This is a genomic window from Prochlorococcus sp. MIT 0701, assembly GCF_000760295.1.
In the GTDB taxonomy this organism is placed as follows: Bacteria; Cyanobacteriota; Cyanobacteriia; order PCC-6307; family Cyanobiaceae; genus Prochlorococcus.
This window is the reverse complement of the sequence record NZ_JNBA01000003.1, coordinates 1-20835: the sequence shown is the minus strand read 5'-3', so window position 1 is coordinate 20835 and position 20835 is coordinate 1. Positions and strand designations below refer to the sequence as shown.

The window sequence follows — 20835 nt, the reverse complement described above, 5'->3', positions numbered from 1 at the left end:
TTCATTATATTGCCTTGCTATGGCGATTTTGTGGTGAAGGATCCTCTAAGGCTTCTCTGAGAGTTCTCTTTGAGCCGGCTTAGAGGCTCGTTGACTGTTGGCGCGAGTGCTTTCTTTCATCCTTTTGCCCTTGAGCTGATCTGCTTTGGCCTCTGGCCTCTCAGGCTTTGAGTAATCCGAAGCTTGTTTGCCGATTGCTATCGCTGTTGATTGATCTCAACGCCTTGTTAAGAAGGTTTTTGCCGGACTGATCTCTTGGCTTCTTACTGATCAAGATCATCATCGTTTGCGATTGCTGCTTGCCTGCGGCAGCGGGGAATCCTTGTCGTAGTTGTTGTTTTGAGATGATTTCCTATCGCCATCGGGGCTGTTGTCAAAACACCACCGCTGGCTTGGTGTTGCCCCTGGCGCTTTCGGCTGCATTTGTAATTTTACTAGGCAGCACTTCGCTGCATTCGCTTGCACTTCTGAGCCGTAGTCGCACGCGCATCAGCACGGCTGAGCGGATGCGCGTAGATCAGCTTCGCTCCGCTGCTCAGCACTTCGCACAGCTGGCTACAGATTCCCACGCCTGCCTTCTCACTTGGCCTTCCAGCAGTTGGAACGATTTGGGCTTTCAATGCGCTGATGCTGATCCCGGTCGTCTTCAACAAGGCACGATCGGCGAGGACGTTTGGTCCTTGATTGATTGGGTTCCCAGTGGTGACACAGGTCGCTTGAGGCTGCGTCTTGACGCTGGTGCTCGAGCTGCGTTTTTGCTCGCATTAGACCCTGATGGCCCAGTTGTACGTGAGGTTGGGCCGATGCGACCTCTGGTCACAGTTGAGCAGGTAAGGCCATGAGTTTGACCGAGCTGATGGTGGCTTCACTGTTGTTGGTTGGCAGTGCAACGAGCGGGCTGCACGTTTGGGGGCAGGCCAGCCTGGCTGCTCATGTTGGTTGGCTCAAAGAGGAGCAGCTTGAGTCTGTTGAGTTGCAGTTGTTGGCCGGCCAGCGTTGGTTGTCAGGTGTTGGCCATGGTTCTGAGCTTCTCACTGCCAATGGGAGTTGCCGTTTTGATCTTGCCGCCGTTTCTCGTTCGGCAGATATGGCTTTGCCTTTGCCGGAGGAGCTTGAGCGGCATTGGCAAGCTTATGGGGCTGGACTTTGGCTTGAGATTGACGCGAAACCGCTTAAGGGCTCGCCTGTTGAGCCGCTTCGACGTCGTCAGTTGCTTACGCCCGCGGGTACTGGTTGGTGCAGGCCCACTCTGAAGGCGCAGTCATGAGCCGTTTGTCCTATGCAGCCCCTGCCGAGCAGGGGTTCAGCTTGTTGGAGCTGTTGCTGATTCTCTCGATCCTGGCAGTTCTGGCTGGCTTCAGCCTGGTTAATGCTGGTGAGTACCGCCATCGTTTGCAGGTGGATGTTGCTGCTCGACGACTGCAGCTTGGCTTGGAGCGCGCTCGACTCTTTGCTTTAAGTCAGCGGCAGCCTTGCGGTTTGCGTGTTTCTGCTGAGGGTTGGCAGAAGCCGCTTGTTAGTGAGTTGGCAGCTTGTGTGTCCTCTCAATTGAGCCTGCAGGAACCATTCGCTGAAGTGCCACTGACTTGGCAGAGCAACTTGCCTCAGCTGATGCGCTTTGCGGCGAATGGTTTGACGTTGGATGGTGGAACCGTTGTTTTGGGCAGTCTTCACAGCCCTTATCGACGCTGTTTGGTGATCAGCCTGCCCTTGGGGGTTAGCCGTATCGGCCGTTACGACGGCGATCCCCTCGATCCAGCAATTGGTCTTAGCAGTTCACGTTGTTTACCTAATGAAGTGCTCTAAAGGCGATGGCGTTGTTGATGGCTTCACCTTGGTGGAGCTGATGCTGGTGATCAGTTTGGGGATGTTGTTTGTTGCGATGGCCCTTGGCGTGATCACTAGAGATCTTTCCCTTGGTCATGCAATGGCCCAGCGCCTGCGTGAGCGGGGCCTTCAGAAACGCACCCTGATGTTGATCAAGGCCGACTTGGCGCGCGGCTATGGCTGGCTGGCTGATCCGCCAATCTCCAACCTTTGGCCTTGTTCTTTGGCTGGTCGTCAGCCTGTGTTGGCTATCGCTACAGCACCAGATGATCCGGAAGTTCGTCGACGAGCCATCATCTACTCGGTTGGACCTGCTCCATCGCCGATTTGGCGCAGCCAGGTGTTGATGCGCTGTGGCCCGGCGTTTGACATCAACGGCGAGCCTAACCTCGCAGGCAGCTTCCAGAACCGTGTGCTGATCGATGGCTTGCCTTCCTCGCTCAGTGATGGCGAGCTTGGTTTTGTGGCTCGTCAGGACCCACTCCTGCCGGTGTTGCGCCTTGAACTGGAGCAGCAGTTTCAGACCCCTGACGGGAAGATGCAGCGCATCCGTTCAGCGGCCTCTGCTTGATGCCCAGCACTTTGATGATTGATTGGCGTATGTAAAAAGCATGTCATGCTAAATCAAGTTTACTTGTATCGATGCTATATTCGGATCAGATATAAGCTATTTGGCCGCAAGTATTCGACGCTAATGATGCTTAAATTGCTCATAAGATGGCTTTGCTGTAATACTCTTTGTGCGGAATTGAGGATGCTAGCAAGCAACTGTTTTGCGATGGAGTTTCACGCGTGCTTGTTTTGATAACAGAACAGCAGATGAGATGAATACCCTTCGTTTGAAGGGTTGCATCAATCAGGGCCGGAATTTAGGGTTGGATGATCAACTTATTAGGACAAACAATTTGGCAAGCTTTTTAGCTTAGATCCCTCCCCTCATTGGGATTGTGAGCTAAATCACAGGGATGAATGATCCCGCTCATGGCTGTAGTCGTTGAGAACAGCGAAATTATCTAGTATCCAGTAATGAGTTTTTGGTTGGACCTTAACCTTCTTCTTAAATCATTTAGGGTAAGACGGGCCTGGATCAATTTTAGGCATCCGCCTTATTCGATTCGCCGCGTTCTAGAGCGCACCAGCTTGATGGCTGTGGGGTTGGGATATGGCTTGTTATTGTTGTTTAATCTGCAGCTCCCGGCTGAACAGCGCCGGCAGGCTCAGCGGGAAGACCTTAACTATGCCAAGGCTATTCTTCGTCAGTCGAAGGATTTGATCCTTCGCGCCGATTCGGTATCGGCATCTGAAGACAGTATTGATCGACTTTTGCTGAAGAGATTGCTGAGTGATTTCTCATCTTTTCATCTTCTGATTTCAATGCACCCCAAGGGGTTTGAGGCTGGCTTTGTGATGCCTGATGTGAGAGGAAGTGTCAATCTTGGCAAGATTTTAGCTTCTTATGATATGCAAAAGTATCAGGGTGATTCCAAATATGGGCCTGTTCTTATTGATATTGATTCAGCTTATTACTCAATCATTAAAGATGAAATTGAGCTGCATGGAAATACTTGGAATATTTACCTGCTGCAGGATGTTAGTCGTCAGATCCGCCAGCAAAATATTGTAACCATAATTCTTATTCTAGCTGCTTTGCTTGCTTCGATGGTGACCTTATTCCTCACGCGTACAGGCATTCGACGAGGTTTGGAGCCTTTGCAGCGTTTTGGCGGAGTGATCGAATCAGTCTCGTCTGGATCTCTCGATGATCATCGCTGTGATCCGAAATATGAACCTTTGGAACTTAAGCCGCTTGCCGGTTCGTTTAATGCGCTTTTAGATCATTTGGCTGATTCTTGGAATCATCAGAGGAAGTTTGCCAATGCTCTCAGCCATGAGCTGCGCACACCAATTACTTTGATTATTGGCTATACCTCCAGGGTTTTGCGCCGATCAGGAAATCTCAGTGAAGATCAGCGGCATCAATTGACCATTGTTGATGATGAGACGCGCCGTCTCGGAAGGTTAATCACTGATCTACTAGATATTGCGCGTGAGGAGTCTGGCACTCTGGTGATTACGTCAGAGCCTTTTTCCGTATTTGAGACTTTAGAGCAGGTGCTTTTGCTGAACCAAGGTGATCATGAGGCTCGCTTGAAAATGCAATCGAGTTCACACGGTGTTGATCAGACCTGGGCTCTTGGTGATCACGACAGGGTCGTTCAGTGTCTTGGCAATTTGATTGAGAATGCTTTCAAGTACAGCCCAGAAGACAAGCGAGTTGAATTGAGCTGCATTAGCACGCATGAGCATGTGAGATTGCAAGTTCGAGATTATGGCCCCGGGGTGCCAGAGGCTGATCAGGAGCTGATTTTTGAGCAGTTTCAGCGCGGCAGTAACACGACACAACAACCTGGCAGTGGCGTTGGTCTAGCGCTTGTGCGCTCGTTGGTGAAGCGGATGGGAGGCCGCGTTTGGGTTGAGAATGCTGATGATGGTGGAGCGATCTTTGTGATTGAGTTGCAACGTTGTCAGCCGCCCTAGCAACAATGCAGAGACTGTTCTGTCTCATCCTTCAGCAGTGAGCTTTGACCTTTCGTCTCTGCGTCTGTCACGAGCGACCTTGTCGACTCGCATGGCGCGCTGGGGGATGGTGATTGTTGCCATCTATCTGTTGGTGGCCTTAATCACCCCCTTGTTGGTGATGGTGGGTGTTTTGCCTGAGGCCAATGTTGGTCTTGATAATCCCATTTATGCGGCTCCTTCATGGGGGCATTGGTGCGGAACTGATCGTCTCGGACGGGACGTCTGTGTTCGCACCATGGAGGGTAGTGGCGTGGCTTTGCAGGTGGTTCTTCTTGCGGTGACCTTGGCTGTGTTGGTGGGGGTGCCCCTAGGGATGATGAGTGGCTACCTCGGAGGTGCTTTTGACCGCATGTTGGTGTTGGTGATGGACACCCTCTACACCTTGCCGGTGCTCTTGCTTTCTGTGGTCTTGGCTTTTTTGCTTGGAAGGGGTATTCCCAATGCGGCCGCAGCCCTTTGTGTTGTTTATGTGCCCCAGTACTTCCGCGTGGTTCGTAACCAAACAGCCCAGGTAAAAGCAGAACTGTTTGTGGAGGCTGCCCGTTCCCTTGGTGCTGGCCCCATTTGGATTTTGCGCAAATACTTGCTTCGCAATGTGATCACATCCGTGCCAGTACTGCTGACCATGAATGCTGCTGATGCGGTTTTGGTGCTTGGTGGCCTTGGTTTTCTCGGCCTGGGACTGCCGGAAACGGTGCCTGAATGGGGTAGTGATCTGAATATGGCTCTGGCAGCAGTGCCAACTGGGATTTGGTGGACTGCTCTCTATCCAGGCCTGGCCATGTTCGTATTGGTGCTGGGTCTCTCATTCCTTGGTGAGGGGCTGGAGGCATGGGTGAGTGGTCTCGATGAGTCGACTGACTGATGTCAGATGACTCCCATTGCATCCTTTGGAGGGCCACACTGGGGGAAGTCCTTGCTTCAAACCATGCCCTGGTGGATCACGTTGATCTTGCTGGCGCTGATGATCTTCCTTTGGGTCTCCGGTCGCCGAAATCCTGATGATGTGATCGGTCTGCTTGAGCAGATGCTGGCGATCGGCTTGGCCATGGTTGTGCTGTTTATAGGCCAAAATATTTTGCTGGAAAGCATTGTCTTGCTGATTGGTTTGCGTCTTCCTGCGGCCCGTCAAAACCAACTTGTGATCAATCGGTCTCAGGCAAGCAAAGATGTGCTGATGCCATTTTGAGTGTTGGCTGGTTGCTTAACAGCGCAATCTCACGTTGCGGGGGAGGCTTCCTTGGATTTCGCCTTGATCGTTAAGGGCAGGATATGACCTGCCTTCCTGCTGGCACCATGCAGCAACTTCTGGATAGGCCCACTCAAATAGGCGTTGTTGATAAAGCGCTGGTTCTAGGCCTTCGCCGGCTTGAGGTGCGATCCCAGCCAGCCGTCGTTGACGTAGGGCCTCAAATAGCAAGGTTGCTGCTGCTACCGAAACATTCAACGACTGCACCATGCCGCACATTGGGATGAAGATTCCTTCATCCATCAATGGTGTCGCAAGCTCACTAAGGCCCCATTTCTCAGCCCCCAGGACGAAGGCTGTAGGTCCGCAGAAGTCGCAGTCGCGGTAGTCGCGTGCACTTCCACCTAGATGGGTTCCATAAAGCCGAAAGCCACTTTCTTTAATGGCCTTGACGGCAACTTCGATGTTGCTGTGTTCCTTGAGCGGTATCCACTTTTGGCTTCCCTGGGCGGTACTGTTGAAGGTGGGCAGACGTCCTGAATAGTTCACTGCATGGGCTTCTAGGACACCCACTGCATCGCAGCTGCGCAGAATGGCTGAGAGGTTGTGGGGCTTTTCCACGTGCTCAAGCAGAACCGTCAGATCTGCCATTCGGCAATCCAGAACAGCCTTGAGACGATCAAATCGGCGAGGCAGCAGAGGCATGGGCCAAGCGTCTTTTGACTTGAGGGTATGGGATGCCGTGTCCCACATCCCTTTCGGTCAGTTAGCGACCTATGGTCAGATTGCTGAGTTGATCGGTGCCTATGGATGTGCCCGTCAGGTGGGTTGGGCTATGCGTCGATTACCTTTGCCATCCAAGGTTCCTTGGCATCGAGTGGTGAATGCGAAAGGGATGATTTCGATGGGTTTGAGCCGCGAAGGATCTGACTGGATGCAGCGGCAGATGTTGATCGCTGAAGGAATCCTTGTGGATGCCGAGGGTCATTTGCCCTTACGACGGCATCTTTGGCGGCCGCAGTTGAGTGATGAGGGCCTTTTGTTGGCAACAGCTCAGGAAGGCATTAGCTCTGGAAGGATCGTCTCAGCCCAGGACAAGCATTGACGTTGTCTTCTTCCGTTGCTGCCGCTGATGGATCTGTACCTGTACAGGGGCTGCTGCCGCGGCGGGTGGCATGGGAGCTTTTGCAGGCAGTGGCGGCAGGAGCCTATGCAGATGTCGCTCTCGAACGAGCTCTTCGTCAGAACCCCATGAGCGCTGCCGACCGTGGCCTGGTCATGGAATTGGCTTATGGCGCAATCCGTCAGCGGCAATGGCTCGATGCTTGGTTGGATCGTCTTGGCAAGGTGCCTGCCTGCAAACAGCCACCAGTGCTGCGCTGGTTGCTGCATTTGGGGCTCTATCAGATTCTGCGCATGCAGCGGATTCCACCTGCAGCGGCAGTGAACACCACTGTTGAACTTGCTAAGACCGGCAAGCTTGCCAAATTAGCTCCGGTGGTGAATGGCATTTTGCGAGCGGCATTGCGTGCACGCGATGCCGGTATGGTGCTTCTCGAGCCGGAGGACTCTGCCGCTCGGTTGGCTCAAGCGGAATCTCTACCGTTGTGGTTGGTGGAGCAGTTACTTGTTTGGCGAGGCGAGGTGGGAGCTGAGCTGTTTGCTCGTGCCAGCAACCAGGTACCAACACTTGATTTGCGGATCAATCGACGTCGTACAAGCCGTGAGAACGTAAGGCTGGCGCTTGAGGCTATTGGAGTGGAGAGCACTCCGATCGAGAGCTGCCCTGATGGTTTGCTGGTGACTGGTAGTGCTAGTGACCTAAGCCAGTGGCCTGGCTATCAGCAAGGGCATTGGTGTGTGCAGGATCGCTCTGCACAGTTGGTCGCACCGCTGTTGGAGCCGCAGCCTGGGGAGCGGATTCTTGATGCCTGCGCAGCACCAGGGGGTAAGGCCACTCATCTTGTTGAGCTGATGGGTGGTTCGGGAGAGGTGTGGGCTGTGGATCGTTCCGCTGGTCGCCTCAAGCGCTTGGCGGATAATGCTGCTCGCTTGGGGGGTGACTGCCTCAATGCTCTAGTCGCAGATGCCACGAATCTGTTGGCGGTGAAGCCAAGCTGGCGAGGATCTTTCCAGCGCATTCTTGTGGATGCGCCATGCTCTGGTTTAGGTACTTTGGCCCGTCATGCGGATGCCCGTTGGCGAGTCACTCCGTTGCAGGTTGAGGGGCTGGTGATCTTGCAGTCCAAGCTGCTTGAAGGCCTTCTGCCTCTGCTTAGCTCTGGAGGCCGGTTGGTTTATGCCACTTGCACCATCCATCCAGCCGAAAACTGTGATCAGATCAAGGCCTTCCTTGGTCGGCATCCTGAATTGAGCTTGTCTCAGGAACAGCAACTATGGCCTGATCCTGAGCATGGTGGTGATGGTTTTTATTCAGCTGTGTTGGATCTCAGCTGAGCCTGATCAGGGAATAGGCATTGGCTCGAAGTTGTCATTGACTGGTGGCCCTCCTGGCGGTGCGATGTACCTGGGTGGAGGAGGGCCCTGGGTTTGATCTTGGTCTTTGGCAGCATCCTCGGTGCCGTTCTTTGGTTTGCTTCTCGTTTTGCCTGGTGGCCTAAAAGTGCGGTTCATAACTGGTTTTGGTGGGAAGGGTTGTATCTCAAAATTGTCTTGGATCTTGGTCATGAACTGCTTCCAGGCCCATGCAGCATCACCACTGCCGCCAGATGTCTTTCGGTTGTTGTCGTAGCCAAACCATACGGCGGTTGTTAGTTGTGGTATTGAGCCAATGAACCAGAGATCACGGGCACCTTCGGATGTGCCGGTTTTGCCCGCCACCGGCCGGTCACCGAGAGATGCCGCAACTCCAGTGCCACCGCTGACAACGCGCTGGAGCATCCAGTTCATGGTGTCTGCTACGTCGCTGTCGAGGGCTCGACGACCTTTGTAGCCTTCGAATTGATGGTTCCAGATCACCTCGTCGTCTGGGCCTCGGATCTCTTCAAATGGCGTGGGCTTCATGTAAATGCCACGGTTGGCTACTGCGGCATAGGCTGCCGTCATGTCGAGTACGGTTTGCTCGTAGGCCCCAATAGCGAGCGGATAGTACTTGCCCAATGGGCGGGTGGTGCCGATGCCAAGATTATTGGCCATGCTGATCACGGCATCAAAGCCAACCTTGTCTAGTAGCTGGACTGCAACAGTGTTTAGGGAGTATCTCAGGGCATCAGCGAGTGCCACTGATCCCAGGTACTTGTTGCCGAAGTTCTTTGGGCAATACCCTCTCCAGCAGCGTTTCGCATCCACAACCTTGTCCTCTGGCTTGATGCCGGCATTGATGGCTGCTGCATAGGGAAAAAGCTTGAAGGTGGAGCCAGGTGAACGCAGAGCCTGTGTTGCTCGATTGAATTGGCTGGTATTGAAGTTTTTGCCTCCTACCATCACCCGCACCTCACCGGTGCTTGGTTCGATAGACACCATGGAACCCTCTGTGTTCCCGGGGGCGTATTTGCGGATTACCTGTTGGGCTTGCTTTTGCCAAGCCAGATTGAGGCTGGTGTGAATCTTGAGTCCACCCACTTCTAGTTGCTCTGGGGTGAGCAGATTTGGGAGTTGCTGGGCTACCCAGCTGGTGAAAAATGGTGCGCTGCTGTTGAAGTACTTCGGGATCGCTGGCTTGAGATTGAGGGGGCTGTTGCGAGCTGCATCGGCTTCTTTGGCGGAGATAAATCCGGCCTGTTGCATTCGTTTAACCACAATTGCGCGGCGCTCTAGGGCGATTTTCGGGTTGACCAGTGGTGAATACACTGAGGGAGCAGGGGGCATGCCAGCGATTAGAGCGGCTTCCGGCAGTGTGAGTTGATTGGGGGATTTAGAGAAGTACACCCAGGCTGCATCGGCTACGCCGTAAGCACCTGAGCCCAAGTAGACGTAATTCAGATACTGCTCAAGGATTTGCTGTTTGCTGAGCTGTCGCTCCAGCTTGTAGGCCAGAGCAGCTTCTTTGAGTTTGCGCGGCAGGGTTCGTTCCTGACTCAGGAATACCGTTCGAGCAAGTTGCTGAGTGATGGTGCTGGCACCTTCCCTCACGGAACCTTGGCGGAGGTTTGTCACCAGGGCTCGACTGATACCCCAGATATCCAAGCCATTGTGGTAATAAAAGCGGCGGTCTTCTGCCGCTACGAAGGCTTGCTCCACAAGCAGAGGCATCTTGTCTTGCTCAACCTTCTCGCGGGTTGCGGGACCAAGCTTTTGGATCACCTGCCCATCAGTGGAGAGCAGCGTGATGGTGCCTGGCCGGTTGAAGTTGGCAATCCGCCGGGCATCGGGCAGAACTGAATCCAAGGCATGAGTGAGAGTCCTTTCAGCCAAGGCTGCGACACACCCGATGGCGACAGCACTACCTGCAATAACAATCCAGTGACGGCGCTTGCGAGTCACATCCCCTGTGTTAATGGGCTATGGCCTATGGCTAGCGCAGTAACCAGCATGCCAAGGATTAGAAACGGTTGAGCACTGGTCTGATATCTCACATCAAAGGCCAGGGGATCACGCAGTAACCAGATGTCTTGGAATGTGATCTGGGGAATGATCAATAAGATCAAAATGACTGAGGCAAAATGCTGGCCAATGGCGATCAGAACAACAACCATCGCGAGTTGGAAGATGTCGATCATTCCTGCACTGATCCAGCTGGCCTTTTTGATTCCAAAGACAACTGGCAGGGATTGAAGACCAAGGGCTCGATCTCCCTCGACACTCTTGAAATCGTTGATGACGGCAATACCAAGACCAGCCAAGCTATAGGCAAGTGTCAGCAATGCTGTGGTCCAAGTCAGTTGTCCGAAAAGCGCCTGACCAGCCCACCATGGCAGGGCGATGTAGCTGGCACCAAGCGCGTAGTTTCCTATCCAACCGTTCTGTTTCAGCTTGAGAGGTGGGGCTGAATAAATGAAGCTCACAAATGAGCCGCCTAGGGCAAGAAACAGAACAACAGGAGTGGTGTGTTCAGCCCAACGATCTAAGCCATAGGCCACTGCAAGACCACCGAGAAGCAGCATCCAGATCTGAAGCTTGACTTGTGTCAGCGGGATGGCCCCGGAGGGAATCGGCCTATAGGGCTCATTGATCGCGTCGATCTCGCGGTCGTAGTAGTCGTTGATGGTTTGGGTGTAACCGGTTAGAAGCGGGCCACTCATGACCATGCAGGCCGCGGCTGCAAGCACATCTGGTAGGCGCCATTGGTATTGACCACTGGCAGCCGCTCCACAAATCACCCCCCAGAGCAGTGGGATCCAGGTGACAGGCTTCATGAGCTGCAGACGCAGCTTCCAGATGTTGGTGGTGCCAGAGGCACCTTTGATGCCAAGGAGTTGGCGAGCGTCGCTCACGGCAGGCGCCTCAGGCGGAGGTGACTTCGTCGTCAAAGAACCAGCTGACAGTGCCATCGCTAAGTTCTACGACCAAGCCAATGCCCATGCCGTCAGTCATTTTGTAGCCGGTGACCCTACCAATGTCAGATTTCTTGAGCAGTTCTACCAGTTTGGCTGGAATGCGATCACGAACGCGAGAGACTCGGACCTTGGACCCGATTCTGTAGGAAGTGGCAGCCTGGGACATGGCCTGCAAGGCTTAGAAGGTGGCGCAACCTTAACAGTCGTCACTGCTTTATCCCAATGGTCGCGCTTCGTTTGATTCCTTGCCTTGACGTGGCTGATGGTCGAGTTGTGAAGGGCGTGAACTTTGTGGACCTTCGTGATGCGGGTGATCCCGTGGAGCTTGCCTGCCGCTATAGCCAGGCTGGAGCTGATGAGTTGGTGTTTCTTGATATCGCTGCCAGCCATGAAGGTCGGGCCACGCTGGTGGCGTTAGTTCGACGTACTGCTGAGGCCGTGACCATTCCATTCACAGTTGGAGGGGGAATCAGCTCTTTGGATGGCATCACAGAGTTGCTTCGGGCGGGTGCCGACAAGGTGAGTCTTAATTCCTCTGCTGTGCGTGATCCAGATCTCGTAGCGCAGGGAGCTGACCGTTTTGGCTGTCAGTGCATTGTGGTGGCCATCGATGCTCGACGTCGTCCTGAGGGCTCGGGTTGGGATGTTTTTGTCAAGGGTGGACGCCAAAACACAGGTTTGGATGTTGTGAGCTGGGCTCGGCAGGTAGCGGAACTTGGTGCTGGCGAAATCCTGTTGACCTCAATGGATGGAGATGGAACTCAGGCTGGTTATGACTTGGAGCTCACGCGAGCAGTCGTGGAAGCGGTGCCGGTGCCTGTCATCGCTTCGGGAGGTGCAGGTTGCCTGGACCACATCGCAGAAGCCTTCACGATTGGCAAGGCCTCAGCTGCATTGTTGGCCTCTCTGCTTCACGATGGCGTGCTGAGTGTGGAGCAAATTAAGACTGATCTGCTGATGCGGGGTTTGTCGATTCGGCCTCTTGAGGCTTGAGGCTTTGTGTTTGTGTTCAGCATCACACTCCTAAATTTGGGAGAAGTTCTGTTGGCAAGAGTGCTTTTGGATGTGTTGCTCATCGATCACCCTTGGGCGCAACAGTTGCTCCAAGCAGTGTTCAAGCCCCTGGATGGCATCTTCTTATGAGGCCTGGTGACCCCCAGGCGGTGGAGCAGTTGTTTGATGCGGTCGCTCCTAATTACGACCGGCTTAACGACTTGTTGAGTCTTGGCTTGCACCGCATCTGGAAACGGCAGTTGTTGGCCTGGTTGTCTCCGCTTCCAGGTGAAGATTGGCTTGACCTTTGCTGCGGTACTGGTGATCTGGCACTGGCATTGGCCCGCAGGTTGCGACCAGGAGGGTCTGTGTTGGGGCTAGACGCGGCTGCGGCGCCTCTTGCAGTGGCAAGGCGCCGCGCCGCGGTTGAGCCCTGGCTGCCCCTCTCCTGGTTGCAGGGAGATGCTCTGGATACTGGTTTGCCTTCCCATCGTTTTGACGGTGCTGTGATGGCTTACGGCCTGCGCAATTTGGCGGATCCAGGCGCTGGGTTAATGGAGCTTCGACGCCTTTTGCGGCCTGGTGCTCGGGCAGGAGTCCTTGATTTCAATCGCATGGTCGAGGGTTCCTTGGCAGCACGTTTTCAGCGGTTTTATCTGCGAAAGTTGGTGGTGCCGGTGGCTGCCCAGGTGGGTCTGCGGGAGCATTACGCCTATTTGGAGGAAAGCTTGCAGCAGTTCCCAAAAGGAGACGTTCAGGAGCGACTGGCTCGGGAAGCGGGATTTGTCGCAGCTAGCCATCGACCTCTGGCTGCGGGACAGATGGGTGCCTTGCTGCTTACCGCTTGATGAGCTGATCGAGCAAAAAGACTCTTGCGGAAAGACGGATCGATAGCTTATGAAGAAAACATTAAGACGCAGTTCGCTGTGGCCTTCCCTCTCCCTTCTCTTCTCTCCTCGATTAAGGACTTGCTTTTGGAGGTGCAGTGGCTTGATGGCTTGATCTTGGTGACTGATTCTCAGCAGGCCACCTTTGTGCCCTTTTCGCAGGTGGATTCTTTGTTGAGCAGGGTGCGGGCACGTCCCAATGGTCAGATTGTGGTTGAACGGTTGTGCATGGCACTCCTTGATGACCATGATGGTGGGGGATCCAAGCCTGTGCTGGTGTTTCAGGGTGATGACAGGTTCTGGCTGGGAATGATGGGCCTGAACGGCACTCACTCGAACCGTGATGGCGCTGTTGCACACCTCGATCGCTGTTTTGCTCTTAGCAGTTGAGTTATTTACGTCATCAAGGAAGGCCTTGATGAGGGAAGTGCCTCTTCTGATCATGAGAATGTCTGCTATTTGGCTTAACCAGCAGTTGACTTGTTGGCAGAGAGATCAGGCTTTTTGTCTCCCTTCAAATCAGCTTTTACACCCAGGTGTTTTACATTCTTAAATCAGGCGTAGAAAATCTCTACTAGGTTAGAAAAATCGGAATATCTTCTCAACTTAAAATTGCCGCTTCCCAAAAGTCCAAAGTAAGCGTCCTTACTAAACTTGCAAAATCTTCTTATTTTGAGGAGCAGAAGCAAACTTTAACCTGGCATGAATAGGCTGATTGCCGTAAAGATAACAAGACTTCTATTTTTACACCTGTTGATATCCACAAGATCATTTAAAATCACTAACAATGACCATCATGAAAAGTGACAATCACTTCTGCTTGCAGGATTTGGCCATTTAGCAGGCCAATTCAATTGGCACTTCTGAAATGAATAACAAGCTCCTGGAGTGACCTTACTGCGCCATTCATATTGATTTTTATCGATTTGTGTTGATGTTAATAGAATGGTTGTGAATAGCAACACAAGATGTTTTATTGGCTTTTTCGTTAGACAATAAAAACCTTATTATAGTGAATAAATTGTGTCAAAAACCGCCTCGGCTCATTATTGAAGCAGCACACCTTGCCAGAAAGGCGTTGAAGTTATGCTCTGATATTGAATGTGTTGGCGGCATGGACCAAATTAATCTCCTTGGCCCTAATATTGTTGCCATCATCATTTAACTGGCAAAATATGCGATGACTTTTTGGAATATTGAATGATAAATACAGTATCAACCATTCCAAAGCATGGTCAATGTTGAGGAGAGATCTTTGTTGTTTGCATAGTAACTCTTGTTCAGAATAAAGTGTTCTGTTGCGCTTATGAGCCGCTAGAATGATGAAGAGAAAGAATTCCAATGATATTTAATGACTTGCCCTAATCGATAGCTTCTATGATACCTTCGGCAACATAAACTGCTAAATCCTCCATGTTCTCTGCCAGCTCTTCTCTAGATATATCCCATTTGCCACACATTTTTGTTGATAATTCATGTTGTTTAGCATGTTCTATCATTGTTTCTACCATATGCTGAGTTAGGCTCATTCCCATTCGGATTTCTAGGTAATCCCATACAGATTTCTCTAAGCGACTAATAAATTGAATATCATCACTACCAGCGTAGTCATATAGACCCATCACCCCTATATGGCAAAAAACCTGCCCTAATTCATCGTAAGCACTTTCAGAGCCTTCTGCATGTTCATATTCTGCCAAGATCCACTCTAATTTCTCTCTCTCCTTTTTGTTGCCATTCTTTGCTGCCTTGAGAAGCTCGTAGAATTCTTTGAACTCTATTGGTTTTGGCATGAGGATCATCAAATTCCATCAATCATCCTACTCGTAGCAGTAGAGCTGATCACCAAAAGCTGGCTTGACGAGTAGAGAAATCATTTAAACCCTATCAAATCTTTGTTAATAGAAATATCAAATGGTTTTTGGAGTTATCATTTAGCTTAGAAGCTAACTCACGGATTTAGGCAGCTAATAGTCTTCCTCCTCCTCTACTACTTTCTAATAGAGCTTTATAAGCCTACATCAAAGCGGGTGATATATAACCTGGTAGATTTTAAACTTTTCTTTTCTCTATTGATGTTCACCGAGTCCCTTCATCTCTTCAAGAAGTGTTTGATTTAAGTTCTCATCACATCTCATGAGCATTAAAGGATAGATCGTGCCTTGGCTGTATGGAGCATATGCTTCGGCACAAACCTCTCCTATAGCATTCTTCCAGGTCTTAAAGGTCGAAGCTTTTAGTTGAGACTCTAAACTCCTGTTTGATCGTTTAAGGGCTTGGGAGGCGCAATAGCTCAGCTCATAGTTGTTGTCTCCTGGGCACTTGAGCTCATTTGCTTTGGATGGGCTAAGTAGTGTCCATATAATTAGGGGGAGTAAGGGGAATACGTGCTTCACTGCCTTGCCTGTTACTTTTGGAAACTATGCCATGCCATTGAAGCATTCATGTCAATGAATTGGCAGATTTTTCTTGTCGATCATCTCCTTGAAGCAACCTCAACATGACATTCTTGGTGTTCTGAGATCCAATGACTCTTGCCACTTCTTTTGACGATCTCTTGCCCATTATAAGAGCCCATCGTTTCATGCTATTACCTTCAATGCTCAAGAATTTGTTTAGCGATTAGATTAAAAAAGAACATCTCGTTGTGAACATGAAGGGATTTGGAGAAAAGAACAAAATAAAAAATAAACAACCCTCCAAGAAGTTTGCCCGAATACCACCTGATCAACTCAAGGCTATCGCTTTTAAATATCACCAACAAGGCAATATAAATGAGGCACAAAAAGCCTATCAGGAATTTATTAATAGTGGCTTAAATGATCCAGATGTATTCTCTAACTTCGCATTAATATGTCAATCCCAAGGAGAGATTGATAAGGCAATAAAAGTCTATAAGAAAAGCATCAAACTATTTCCTGGCCATGCTTTTTCACATGCAAACTTGGGATATCTTTTCTTACAGATAGGAATCTTAGATGATGCTGAAGTGGCTATCCGCAAGGCGATTGTTCTACAGCCTAACCTCGCCAATGCTTATTCATACTTGGGTTTAGTCTTACGAGAAAAAGGAAGACTAACCGATGCAGAAGATATAACCCGAAGGGCCATTGAACTTCAGCCAGATTTGGCTGATGCATACGTTAATCTTGGTCAGATTCTACAGAATCAAGGCAAACTAGATGAAGCAGAACATACAACACGCATGGCAATTGAATTGCAAGATGATTCAGCAAGTATATATCTGAATCTAGGTGGTATCTTGCAAGACCAAGGTAATTTGACTGATGCAGAAGCGAATACAAGAAAGGCAATGGACTTACAGGCCGATCTGCCTGATGTCAATTTAAACCTTTCTATAATTTTAAAGGATCTTGGCAGAATTGAGGAGGCAGTATTTCATGTAACAAGAGAAATTGAGCTTTACCCGCAAAAGCAATCATCATATTTGCTTCTTAACTCACTGCTTGAGGAATCTGATCTTTCATTCTTACCTGAACGCCAGTCTAGAGTTTTGCTTCGTGGCCTATTAAAGAGAAATGATATTGCACATAAAAATCTATTTTCAGCGATTAACCGCTTGATCTCGGAAAAGACCCTAGAGAAAATTTCAGGCATTAACCATGATTTAATTGATGCCCCCTCTTTTCAACATATTCTTGCTGATAATGAGATCATCAGTGCCCTTGGCTTGATGTTATTCACCACAATGGCCTGGGAGAAGGCATTGACTAATATACGAAAGCAAATATGCATTTCAATTCACAATAATGTTTTTGATAAAAGGATTGTTGACTTAACCATTGCTCTTGCGGAGCAGTGTTTCCTAAATGAATATGTTTTTACATCTACCAAGCAAGAACTTGATGCAATAGAACAATTTAAAATTTCATGCTTGAGAAGCGATTTTGATCTAAAAACACTTTCCATCTTAGCTTGCTATATACCCATTACTCAACTTTCTGAGCAGTTCCCTTCAGTAAGAGGATTCATGGATGCAAATGAGAAATTAAATAATTTAAAAACAATGCAACTCGTTGAACCAGAACGCGAACATGAGTTTGCAGCATCTATTCCTAAATATGGCTCTATAGATGATGGTACTTCTATTCAGGTTAAAAAGCAGTATGAAGAGCATCCATATCCGCGTTGGAGATATGCTTCTTATTCACGTGAAAATATTCAAACTATACCGTCAGCTATTAACAATGAAATAAACCCTAATCGTATTTCAATCATTTTGCCCAAGCAGAGATCTAGAGTCTTAATAGCTGGTTGTGGAACCGGACAGCAAATATTCGATGCCCTCTCTTATTCTAACTCTGATTTAACTGCTATCGATCTTAGTTCTTCTAGTATCGCTTATGCAAAACGTAAGGCTCATGAATACGGAATTGAGAATATTAGATTTATAGAGATGGACATTCTTGATCTTCCAAAACTAAATGAAGAATTTGATCTAATAGAATGTACAGGCGTTCTCCATCATATGAAGGATCCTTCTGATGGTCTGCAATCACTACTTACATTACTAGCAACCGATGGAATGCTCAAATTAGGTTTTTATAGTGAGCTAGCACGTCAAGACATTGTCGAGGCCAGGAAAATTATTAAGTCTGAATCTTTTGAGGCTAGTAATGAAGGCATTCGTGTATTTAGGAATAAGCTGATCAACGGTGAATATCCGAACATTAGTTCAATTTCAAACTGGCCAGACTTCTACACAACTTCTATGTGTAGAGACCTTTGTTTTCATATTATGGAACATCGTTATTCATTAGAGATGATAGCATCGCTGCTTGAACAATTCGAACTCAGATTCTTAGGCTTTGTGTTGCCAAGTATTGTTAAAAAGGATTATGCCAGCTCTTATCCATCTGATTCAATGCAGACTGACCTCGGCTATTGGCACAAGTATGAACAAACCAATCCAAACACATTTCGACAAATGTACCAATTTTGGACGACAAGAAAATAACTTACTAAGCTCTACAAATACATGATTCTGATATATTATTTGCGAGAAAAATTAATGTTAATATCTTCCCCTATTGCCTAAAGCGGATTATAATGGTAAGATCAATAATTACAGTCGACAAAAGGGCATGGAAGAGTCGAAGCGCGATGCGAGCTCGAGCAGTAATGAATCTGAGAAGTTTGAGCAGCCAAAAAATAGATTTGGCATCCCATATTTACTGACAAATGCTAAAGAGGATATTGATGGTCCTAAAAAAGAATTGATTAATATCTTAGGCCTGCAATTGTCGGCGCCGGCCGGAATGAAGAACCCGGGGCTGATACTGTTTGGGCTAATAGGAGGCAATATTTTGGTTTTAGGGTATATTACATACTTAATTAATTCACAGCAATAACTTTTCTGCGTGAATATTACTTAAACCTTTCAAGCCAGTTCCCTTGAGATTGGATGAGAGGTTTTTCGGCATAAATTTATAAAAAACTATCTTTGAGATAGTTGCTCTTAAGAGTATTTTTCTTGAATTGATTATTTCGTCGATCTGTTTGGAAATTACCTCTTCCCTGCGAGCCATGTCATGTTTTTGAAAGAGGGATTAGCAGTTAATATGTCCTTCTATTTTAATCCAAGCTTGCCATTATTGCTATTTCTCTAATTGCTGTATGAATAAGATACAGCGGAGAATAAGCCACTTGCATTCGTTTTGATTTTGAATGCTTTTTGCTAGGTAGAGAGTGAGCTGTTAAGACCTTCTAACCTTAATTGATCATTCATATCAACCTGCTATTTTCACTCATCAGCTTGGCCTGTTTATTCTTTAGAACCATCTTTATTTTGCCAATAAGAAGCCACTTAGGCTGAGGCTAATGCAATTACCACTGGAGCTCCTTGAATTAAATTTATATCTTACAAGAACAACTTCTTAGGCTTTGCCATGTTCCGGCCGTCAATTCATAACCATTGGACCCAATATCTATTTGATGTTAATACTCGGAAAATTAATGCTTTTTTGCTGTTCTAATTAATTCCAATAACGACTGTCTGTCGTTATCGATTTTAATCATGGAGAGAACTCTGTCTCTGTTTTGGCCGTATGCCTTTGCCCTAGCATTGTATTAGATCTTCGACTACTATCTCCTTTATTATAATTCTTCTGCATTTTCAGGATAGGGAGTTGCCAGCTGGAAAAGTATTGAGATGTTCTTTCTTGAAAAGTGCCACTCCTGATAGGAGCCAATAGGTATGGCTAGAACGAATAGATCAGCATGTTTAGGTAGTTGTTGTATTGCGAAGCTAAACAATCGTTAGAAAATATTAGATGAACTCATATTGTGTTGATCTTATTATCTATCTCTTAGGGCCAATCTTCTTGTTTTACATGTGTGGAGCTCTTGCGATATAGCTTATTCGCCTATTGTTAGTACGCTAGCGATCGAATGATCTATTTTTCCTAATCTATTGACGTTGTGATGTCAATTCTGGTTTGACTCTCGATCTGAATATGGTTCTTTTATATCTTTAGTGATAGGCCTATAGACTATCTTCTGACATGCCATCTCGATAATCGGAATACAATATAATTACGATCAAAGACCCGGAGAACAACACTAGTGCATTTCCAGGACATCATCACAACCCTGAATTCCTTTTGGGCTGATCAAGGCTGTCTGTTGTTGCAGCCTTATGACACCGAAAAGGGCGCAGGCACGATGAGTCCCCATACAGTTCTGCGCGCTATTGGACCGGAGCCCTGGGCTGTGGCTTATCCAGAGCCCTGTCGCCGCCCCACCGATGGTCGCTACGGCGACAACCCCAACCGCGCTCAACACTATTTTCAATATCAGGTGTTGATTAAGCCCTCTCCAGATGGTATCCAGGAGACCTATCTTGCATCGCTCGAATCCTTAGGCGTCTGCACGGCGGATCATGATATTCGCTTTGTAGAAGACAACTGGGAATCTCCCACCCTTGGAGCCTGGGGGGTTGGTTGGGAGGTGTGGCTAGACGGCATGGAAGTTACACAGTTCACTTATTTTCAGCAATGTGGTGGTCTTGATTGCAGCCCTGTACCGATTGAGATCACCTATGGCATTGAGAGACTGGCCATGTATCTACAGAATGTAGAGAATATTTGGGATCTCAGCTGGAATGGCAAACGAAGCTATGGCGACATTTGGCTTTCTTTAGAAAAGGGTCACTGCCACTTCAATTTTGAATCATCTGATCCAAGCCGCCTTAAGCAGTTGTTCGATATATATGAAGCGGAAGCGTCAGACCTGATCGCAAAGCAGCTTCCAACACCGGCACTTGATTTCGTTCTTAAATGCAGCCATACCTTTAATCTCCTGGAAGCTCGTGGCGTGATCTCGGTTACGGAGCGAACAGCAACGATTGGCCGTATTCGCAGCCTGGCTCGCGGGGTGGCAGAGGCTTGGTTAACAGAAAGGGAGGCAATGGGATTCCCATTGCTGAATAACAAGGCACTTGTTTTAGGCCAAGCATTGCAATCTTAAGGGGCTAAATAAATTCAAGGGCCTGATTTTCAAGCCCTAGCTTTGCCTGTATCAAATGATACTTGGGTCTGTTATTTGTGTTCGTTGTGAACACTCATCTTTTCACTACTCTTTGCTGGCCCATGTTTTGGGCTTTTCGTGTGAGGAATCAAATGAAACTCTTCCAGCAATTGCTGGTGGCACCTGCTGCCTTGGGCCTGATGGCCCCTATGGCTGCTAATGCCGCAGACCTAGACATCAAAGGTGTGTCCGATTATTCGGCCTCCAGCGAGCAGGTCACCAGCATCTCCCAATTCCAAGATGTTTACCCAACCGATTGGGCTTATCAGGCTCTTAGCAACTTGATTGAGCGCTACGGCTGTGTAGCTGGCTATCCAAGCGGTAGCTACCTCGGCAACAGAGCAATGACCCGCTT

At 48.9% G+C, this 20835-nt stretch carries 21 protein-coding genes; 16 read left to right on the top strand and 5 right to left on the bottom strand.

Annotated features, from left to right (window positions below; translation table 11 throughout):
• The first annotated feature begins 344 nt into the window (after positions 1 to 344).
• From EV12_RS00680 to EV12_RS00650, 7 genes are all read left to right on the top strand, one after another.
• The gene (locus tag EV12_RS00680) at positions 345 to 842 is read left to right on the top strand and encodes a hypothetical protein (protein WP_241466534.1); all 498 of its coding nucleotides are present in this window, start codon (positions 345 to 347) and stop codon (positions 840 to 842) included.
• Positions 839 to 1267 carry a hypothetical protein gene (locus tag EV12_RS00675; protein WP_036910808.1) on the top strand — a complete coding sequence of 143 codons (429 nt, stop codon included), beginning with the start codon at positions 839 to 841 and terminating at the stop codon, positions 1265 to 1267. The genes EV12_RS00680 and EV12_RS00675 overlap by 4 nt, the downstream gene beginning before the upstream one ends.
• Positions 1264 to 1806 (top strand): GspH/FimT family protein, encoded by a 543-nt coding sequence (locus tag EV12_RS00670; RefSeq protein WP_036910806.1) that lies wholly within the window; start codon positions 1264 to 1266, stop codon positions 1804 to 1806. Before EV12_RS00675 ends, EV12_RS00670 begins: the two co-directional genes overlap by 4 nt.
• Positions 1793 to 2398, top strand: coding sequence for a PulJ/GspJ family protein (locus EV12_RS00665; protein ID WP_036910804.1), 606 nt, complete (start codon positions 1793 to 1795; stop codon positions 2396 to 2398). The genes EV12_RS00670 and EV12_RS00665 overlap by 14 nt, the downstream gene beginning before the upstream one ends.
• A 455-nt stretch (positions 2399 to 2853) precedes the next feature.
• On the top strand, positions 2854 to 4365 hold the full coding sequence (locus EV12_RS00660; RefSeq protein WP_152562350.1) for a sensor histidine kinase: 1512 nt from the start codon (positions 2854 to 2856) through the stop codon (positions 4363 to 4365).
• 91 nt (positions 4366 to 4456) lie between these two features.
• The gene (locus EV12_RS00655; RefSeq protein ID WP_036910802.1) at positions 4457 to 5272 is read left to right on the top strand and encodes an ABC transporter permease; all 816 of its coding nucleotides are present in this window, start codon (positions 4457 to 4459) and stop codon (positions 5270 to 5272) included.
• A 6-nt stretch (positions 5273 to 5278) separates the two neighbouring features.
• Positions 5279 to 5596 (top strand): hypothetical protein, encoded by a 318-nt coding sequence (locus EV12_RS00650; protein WP_241467005.1) that lies wholly within the window; start codon positions 5279 to 5281, stop codon positions 5594 to 5596.
• A 15-nt stretch (positions 5597 to 5611) separates the two neighbouring features.
• Here the strand turns inward: EV12_RS00650 and trmH are convergent, their stop codons facing one another.
• Entirely contained in the window at positions 5612 to 6301 is a 690-nt protein-coding gene (gene trmH, locus EV12_RS00645; RefSeq protein WP_036910800.1) for a tRNA (guanosine(18)-2'-O)-methyltransferase TrmH, read from the bottom strand.
• Between trmH and EV12_RS00640 the strand changes: the two genes are divergently transcribed.
• On the top strand, positions 6300 to 6701 hold the full coding sequence (locus EV12_RS00640; protein ID WP_036910798.1) for an MGMT family protein: 402 nt from the start codon (positions 6300 to 6302) through the stop codon (positions 6699 to 6701). The two genes, trmH and EV12_RS00640, sit on opposite strands and share 2 nt — an antisense overlap.
• Entirely contained in the window at positions 6698 to 8053 is a 1356-nt protein-coding gene (locus tag EV12_RS00635; RefSeq protein WP_152562349.1) for a 16S rRNA (cytosine(967)-C(5))-methyltransferase, read from the top strand. Before EV12_RS00640 ends, EV12_RS00635 begins: the two co-directional genes overlap by 4 nt.
• Positions 8054 to 8059: 6 nt before the next feature.
• Here EV12_RS00635 and EV12_RS00630 read toward each other — a convergent pair whose 3' ends face one another.
• From EV12_RS00630 to petP, 3 genes are read right to left on the bottom strand one after another with little or no spacing between them, the layout of a single operon-like run.
• A complete protein-coding gene (locus tag EV12_RS00630; protein WP_036910795.1) occupies positions 8060 to 10039 on the bottom strand; it encodes a transglycosylase domain-containing protein in 1980 nt (659 codons plus the stop codon).
• Positions 10036 to 10989 (bottom strand): chlorophyll synthase ChlG, encoded by a 954-nt coding sequence (gene chlG / locus EV12_RS00625; RefSeq protein ID WP_036910793.1) that lies wholly within the window; start codon positions 10987 to 10989, stop codon positions 10036 to 10038. Before chlG ends, EV12_RS00630 begins: the two co-directional genes overlap by 4 nt.
• Positions 10990 to 10999: 10 nt before the next feature.
• Positions 11000 to 11218 (bottom strand): cytochrome b6f subunit PetP, encoded by a 219-nt coding sequence (gene petP / locus EV12_RS12965; RefSeq protein ID WP_036931249.1) that lies wholly within the window; start codon positions 11216 to 11218, stop codon positions 11000 to 11002.
• 56 nt (positions 11219 to 11274) lie between these two features.
• On the opposite strand from petP, the gene hisF reads away from it, so the two are divergent.
• The 3 genes from hisF to EV12_RS00605 all read left to right on the top strand — a co-directional run bounded on the left by hisF (position 11275) and on the right by EV12_RS00605 (position 13322).
• Positions 11275 to 12045: an imidazole glycerol phosphate synthase subunit HisF gene (gene hisF, locus EV12_RS00615; RefSeq protein ID WP_036910789.1), complete on the top strand. Its 771-nt coding sequence runs from the start codon at positions 11275 to 11277 to the stop codon at positions 12043 to 12045.
• Between the two features lie 146 nt (positions 12046 to 12191).
• Positions 12192 to 12893: a bifunctional demethylmenaquinone methyltransferase/2-methoxy-6-polyprenyl-1,4-benzoquinol methylase UbiE gene (ubiE, locus tag EV12_RS00610; RefSeq protein WP_036910787.1), complete on the top strand. Its 702-nt coding sequence runs from the start codon at positions 12192 to 12194 to the stop codon at positions 12891 to 12893.
• A 78-nt stretch (positions 12894 to 12971) separates the two neighbouring features.
• Complete coding sequence (locus tag EV12_RS00605; protein WP_036910785.1) at positions 12972 to 13322, top strand: hypothetical protein; 351 nt, start codon at positions 12972 to 12974, stop codon at positions 13320 to 13322.
• A 971-nt stretch (positions 13323 to 14293) separates the two neighbouring features.
• Here the strand turns inward: EV12_RS00605 and EV12_RS00595 are convergent.
• On the bottom strand, positions 14294 to 14734 hold the full coding sequence (locus EV12_RS00595; protein ID WP_036910781.1) for a hypothetical protein: 441 nt from the start codon (positions 14732 to 14734) through the stop codon (positions 14294 to 14296).
• Between the two features lie 851 nt (positions 14735 to 15585).
• Here EV12_RS00595 and EV12_RS00585 point away from each other — a divergent pair.
• The 4 genes from EV12_RS00585 to EV12_RS00565 all read left to right on the top strand — a co-directional run.
• On the top strand, positions 15586 to 17910 hold the full coding sequence (locus EV12_RS00585) for a class I SAM-dependent methyltransferase (protein ID WP_036910778.1): 2325 nt from the start codon (positions 15586 to 15588) through the stop codon (positions 17908 to 17910).
• A 73-nt stretch (positions 17911 to 17983) separates the two neighbouring features.
• Positions 17984 to 18304 (top strand): hypothetical protein, encoded by a 321-nt coding sequence (locus EV12_RS00580; RefSeq protein WP_036910776.1) that lies wholly within the window; start codon positions 17984 to 17986, stop codon positions 18302 to 18304.
• Between the two features lie 1213 nt (positions 18305 to 19517).
• Positions 19518 to 20420 carry a glycine--tRNA ligase subunit alpha gene (gene glyQ, locus EV12_RS00570; protein ID WP_036910772.1) on the top strand — a complete coding sequence of 301 codons (903 nt, stop codon included), beginning with the start codon at positions 19518 to 19520 and terminating at the stop codon, positions 20418 to 20420.
• A 152-nt stretch (positions 20421 to 20572) separates the two neighbouring features.
• Positions 20573 to 20835 (top strand): S-layer homology domain-containing protein (locus EV12_RS00565; protein ID WP_193742095.1); only part of this gene is annotated, 263 nt, incomplete at its 3' end.

Excerpts from the sequence above, each read along its gene's own strand:
- EV12_RS00680 (WP_241466534.1), top strand. The coding sequence starts at position 345 with ATGATTTCCTATCGCCATCGGGGCTGTTGTCAAAACACCACCGCTGGC.
- EV12_RS00675 (WP_036910808.1), top strand. The coding sequence starts at position 839 with ATGAGTTTGACCGAGCTGATGGTGGCTTCACTGTTGTTGGTTGGCAGT.
- EV12_RS00670 (WP_036910806.1), top strand. The coding sequence starts at position 1,264 with ATGAGCCGTTTGTCCTATGCAGCCCCTGCCGAGCAGGGGTTCAGCTTG.
- EV12_RS00665 (WP_036910804.1), top strand. The coding sequence starts at position 1,793 with ATGAAGTGCTCTAAAGGCGATGGCGTTGTTGATGGCTTCACCTTGGTG.
- EV12_RS00660 (WP_152562350.1), top strand. The coding sequence starts at position 2,854 with ATGAGTTTTTGGTTGGACCTTAACCTTCTTCTTAAATCATTTAGGGTA.
- EV12_RS00655 (WP_036910802.1), top strand. The coding sequence starts at position 4,457 with ATGGCGCGCTGGGGGATGGTGATTGTTGCCATCTATCTGTTGGTGGCC.
- EV12_RS00650 (WP_241467005.1), top strand. The coding sequence starts at position 5,279 with ATGACTCCCATTGCATCCTTTGGAGGGCCACACTGGGGGAAGTCCTTG.
- EV12_RS00640 (WP_036910798.1), top strand. The coding sequence starts at position 6,300 with ATGGGCCAAGCGTCTTTTGACTTGAGGGTATGGGATGCCGTGTCCCAC.
- trmH (WP_036910800.1), bottom strand. The coding sequence starts at position 6,301 with ATGCCTCTGCTGCCTCGCCGATTTGATCGTCTCAAGGCTGTTCTGGAT.
- petP (WP_036931249.1), bottom strand. The coding sequence starts at position 11,218 with ATGTCCCAGGCTGCCACTTCCTACAGAATCGGGTCCAAGGTCCGAGTC.
- hisF (WP_036910789.1), top strand. The coding sequence starts at position 11,275 with ATGGTCGCGCTTCGTTTGATTCCTTGCCTTGACGTGGCTGATGGTCGA.
- ubiE (WP_036910787.1), top strand. The coding sequence starts at position 12,192 with ATGAGGCCTGGTGACCCCCAGGCGGTGGAGCAGTTGTTTGATGCGGTC.
- EV12_RS00595 (WP_036910781.1), bottom strand. The coding sequence starts at position 14,734 with ATGATCCTCATGCCAAAACCAATAGAGTTCAAAGAATTCTACGAGCTT.
- EV12_RS00585 (WP_036910778.1), top strand. The coding sequence starts at position 15,586 with ATGAAGGGATTTGGAGAAAAGAACAAAATAAAAAATAAACAACCCTCC.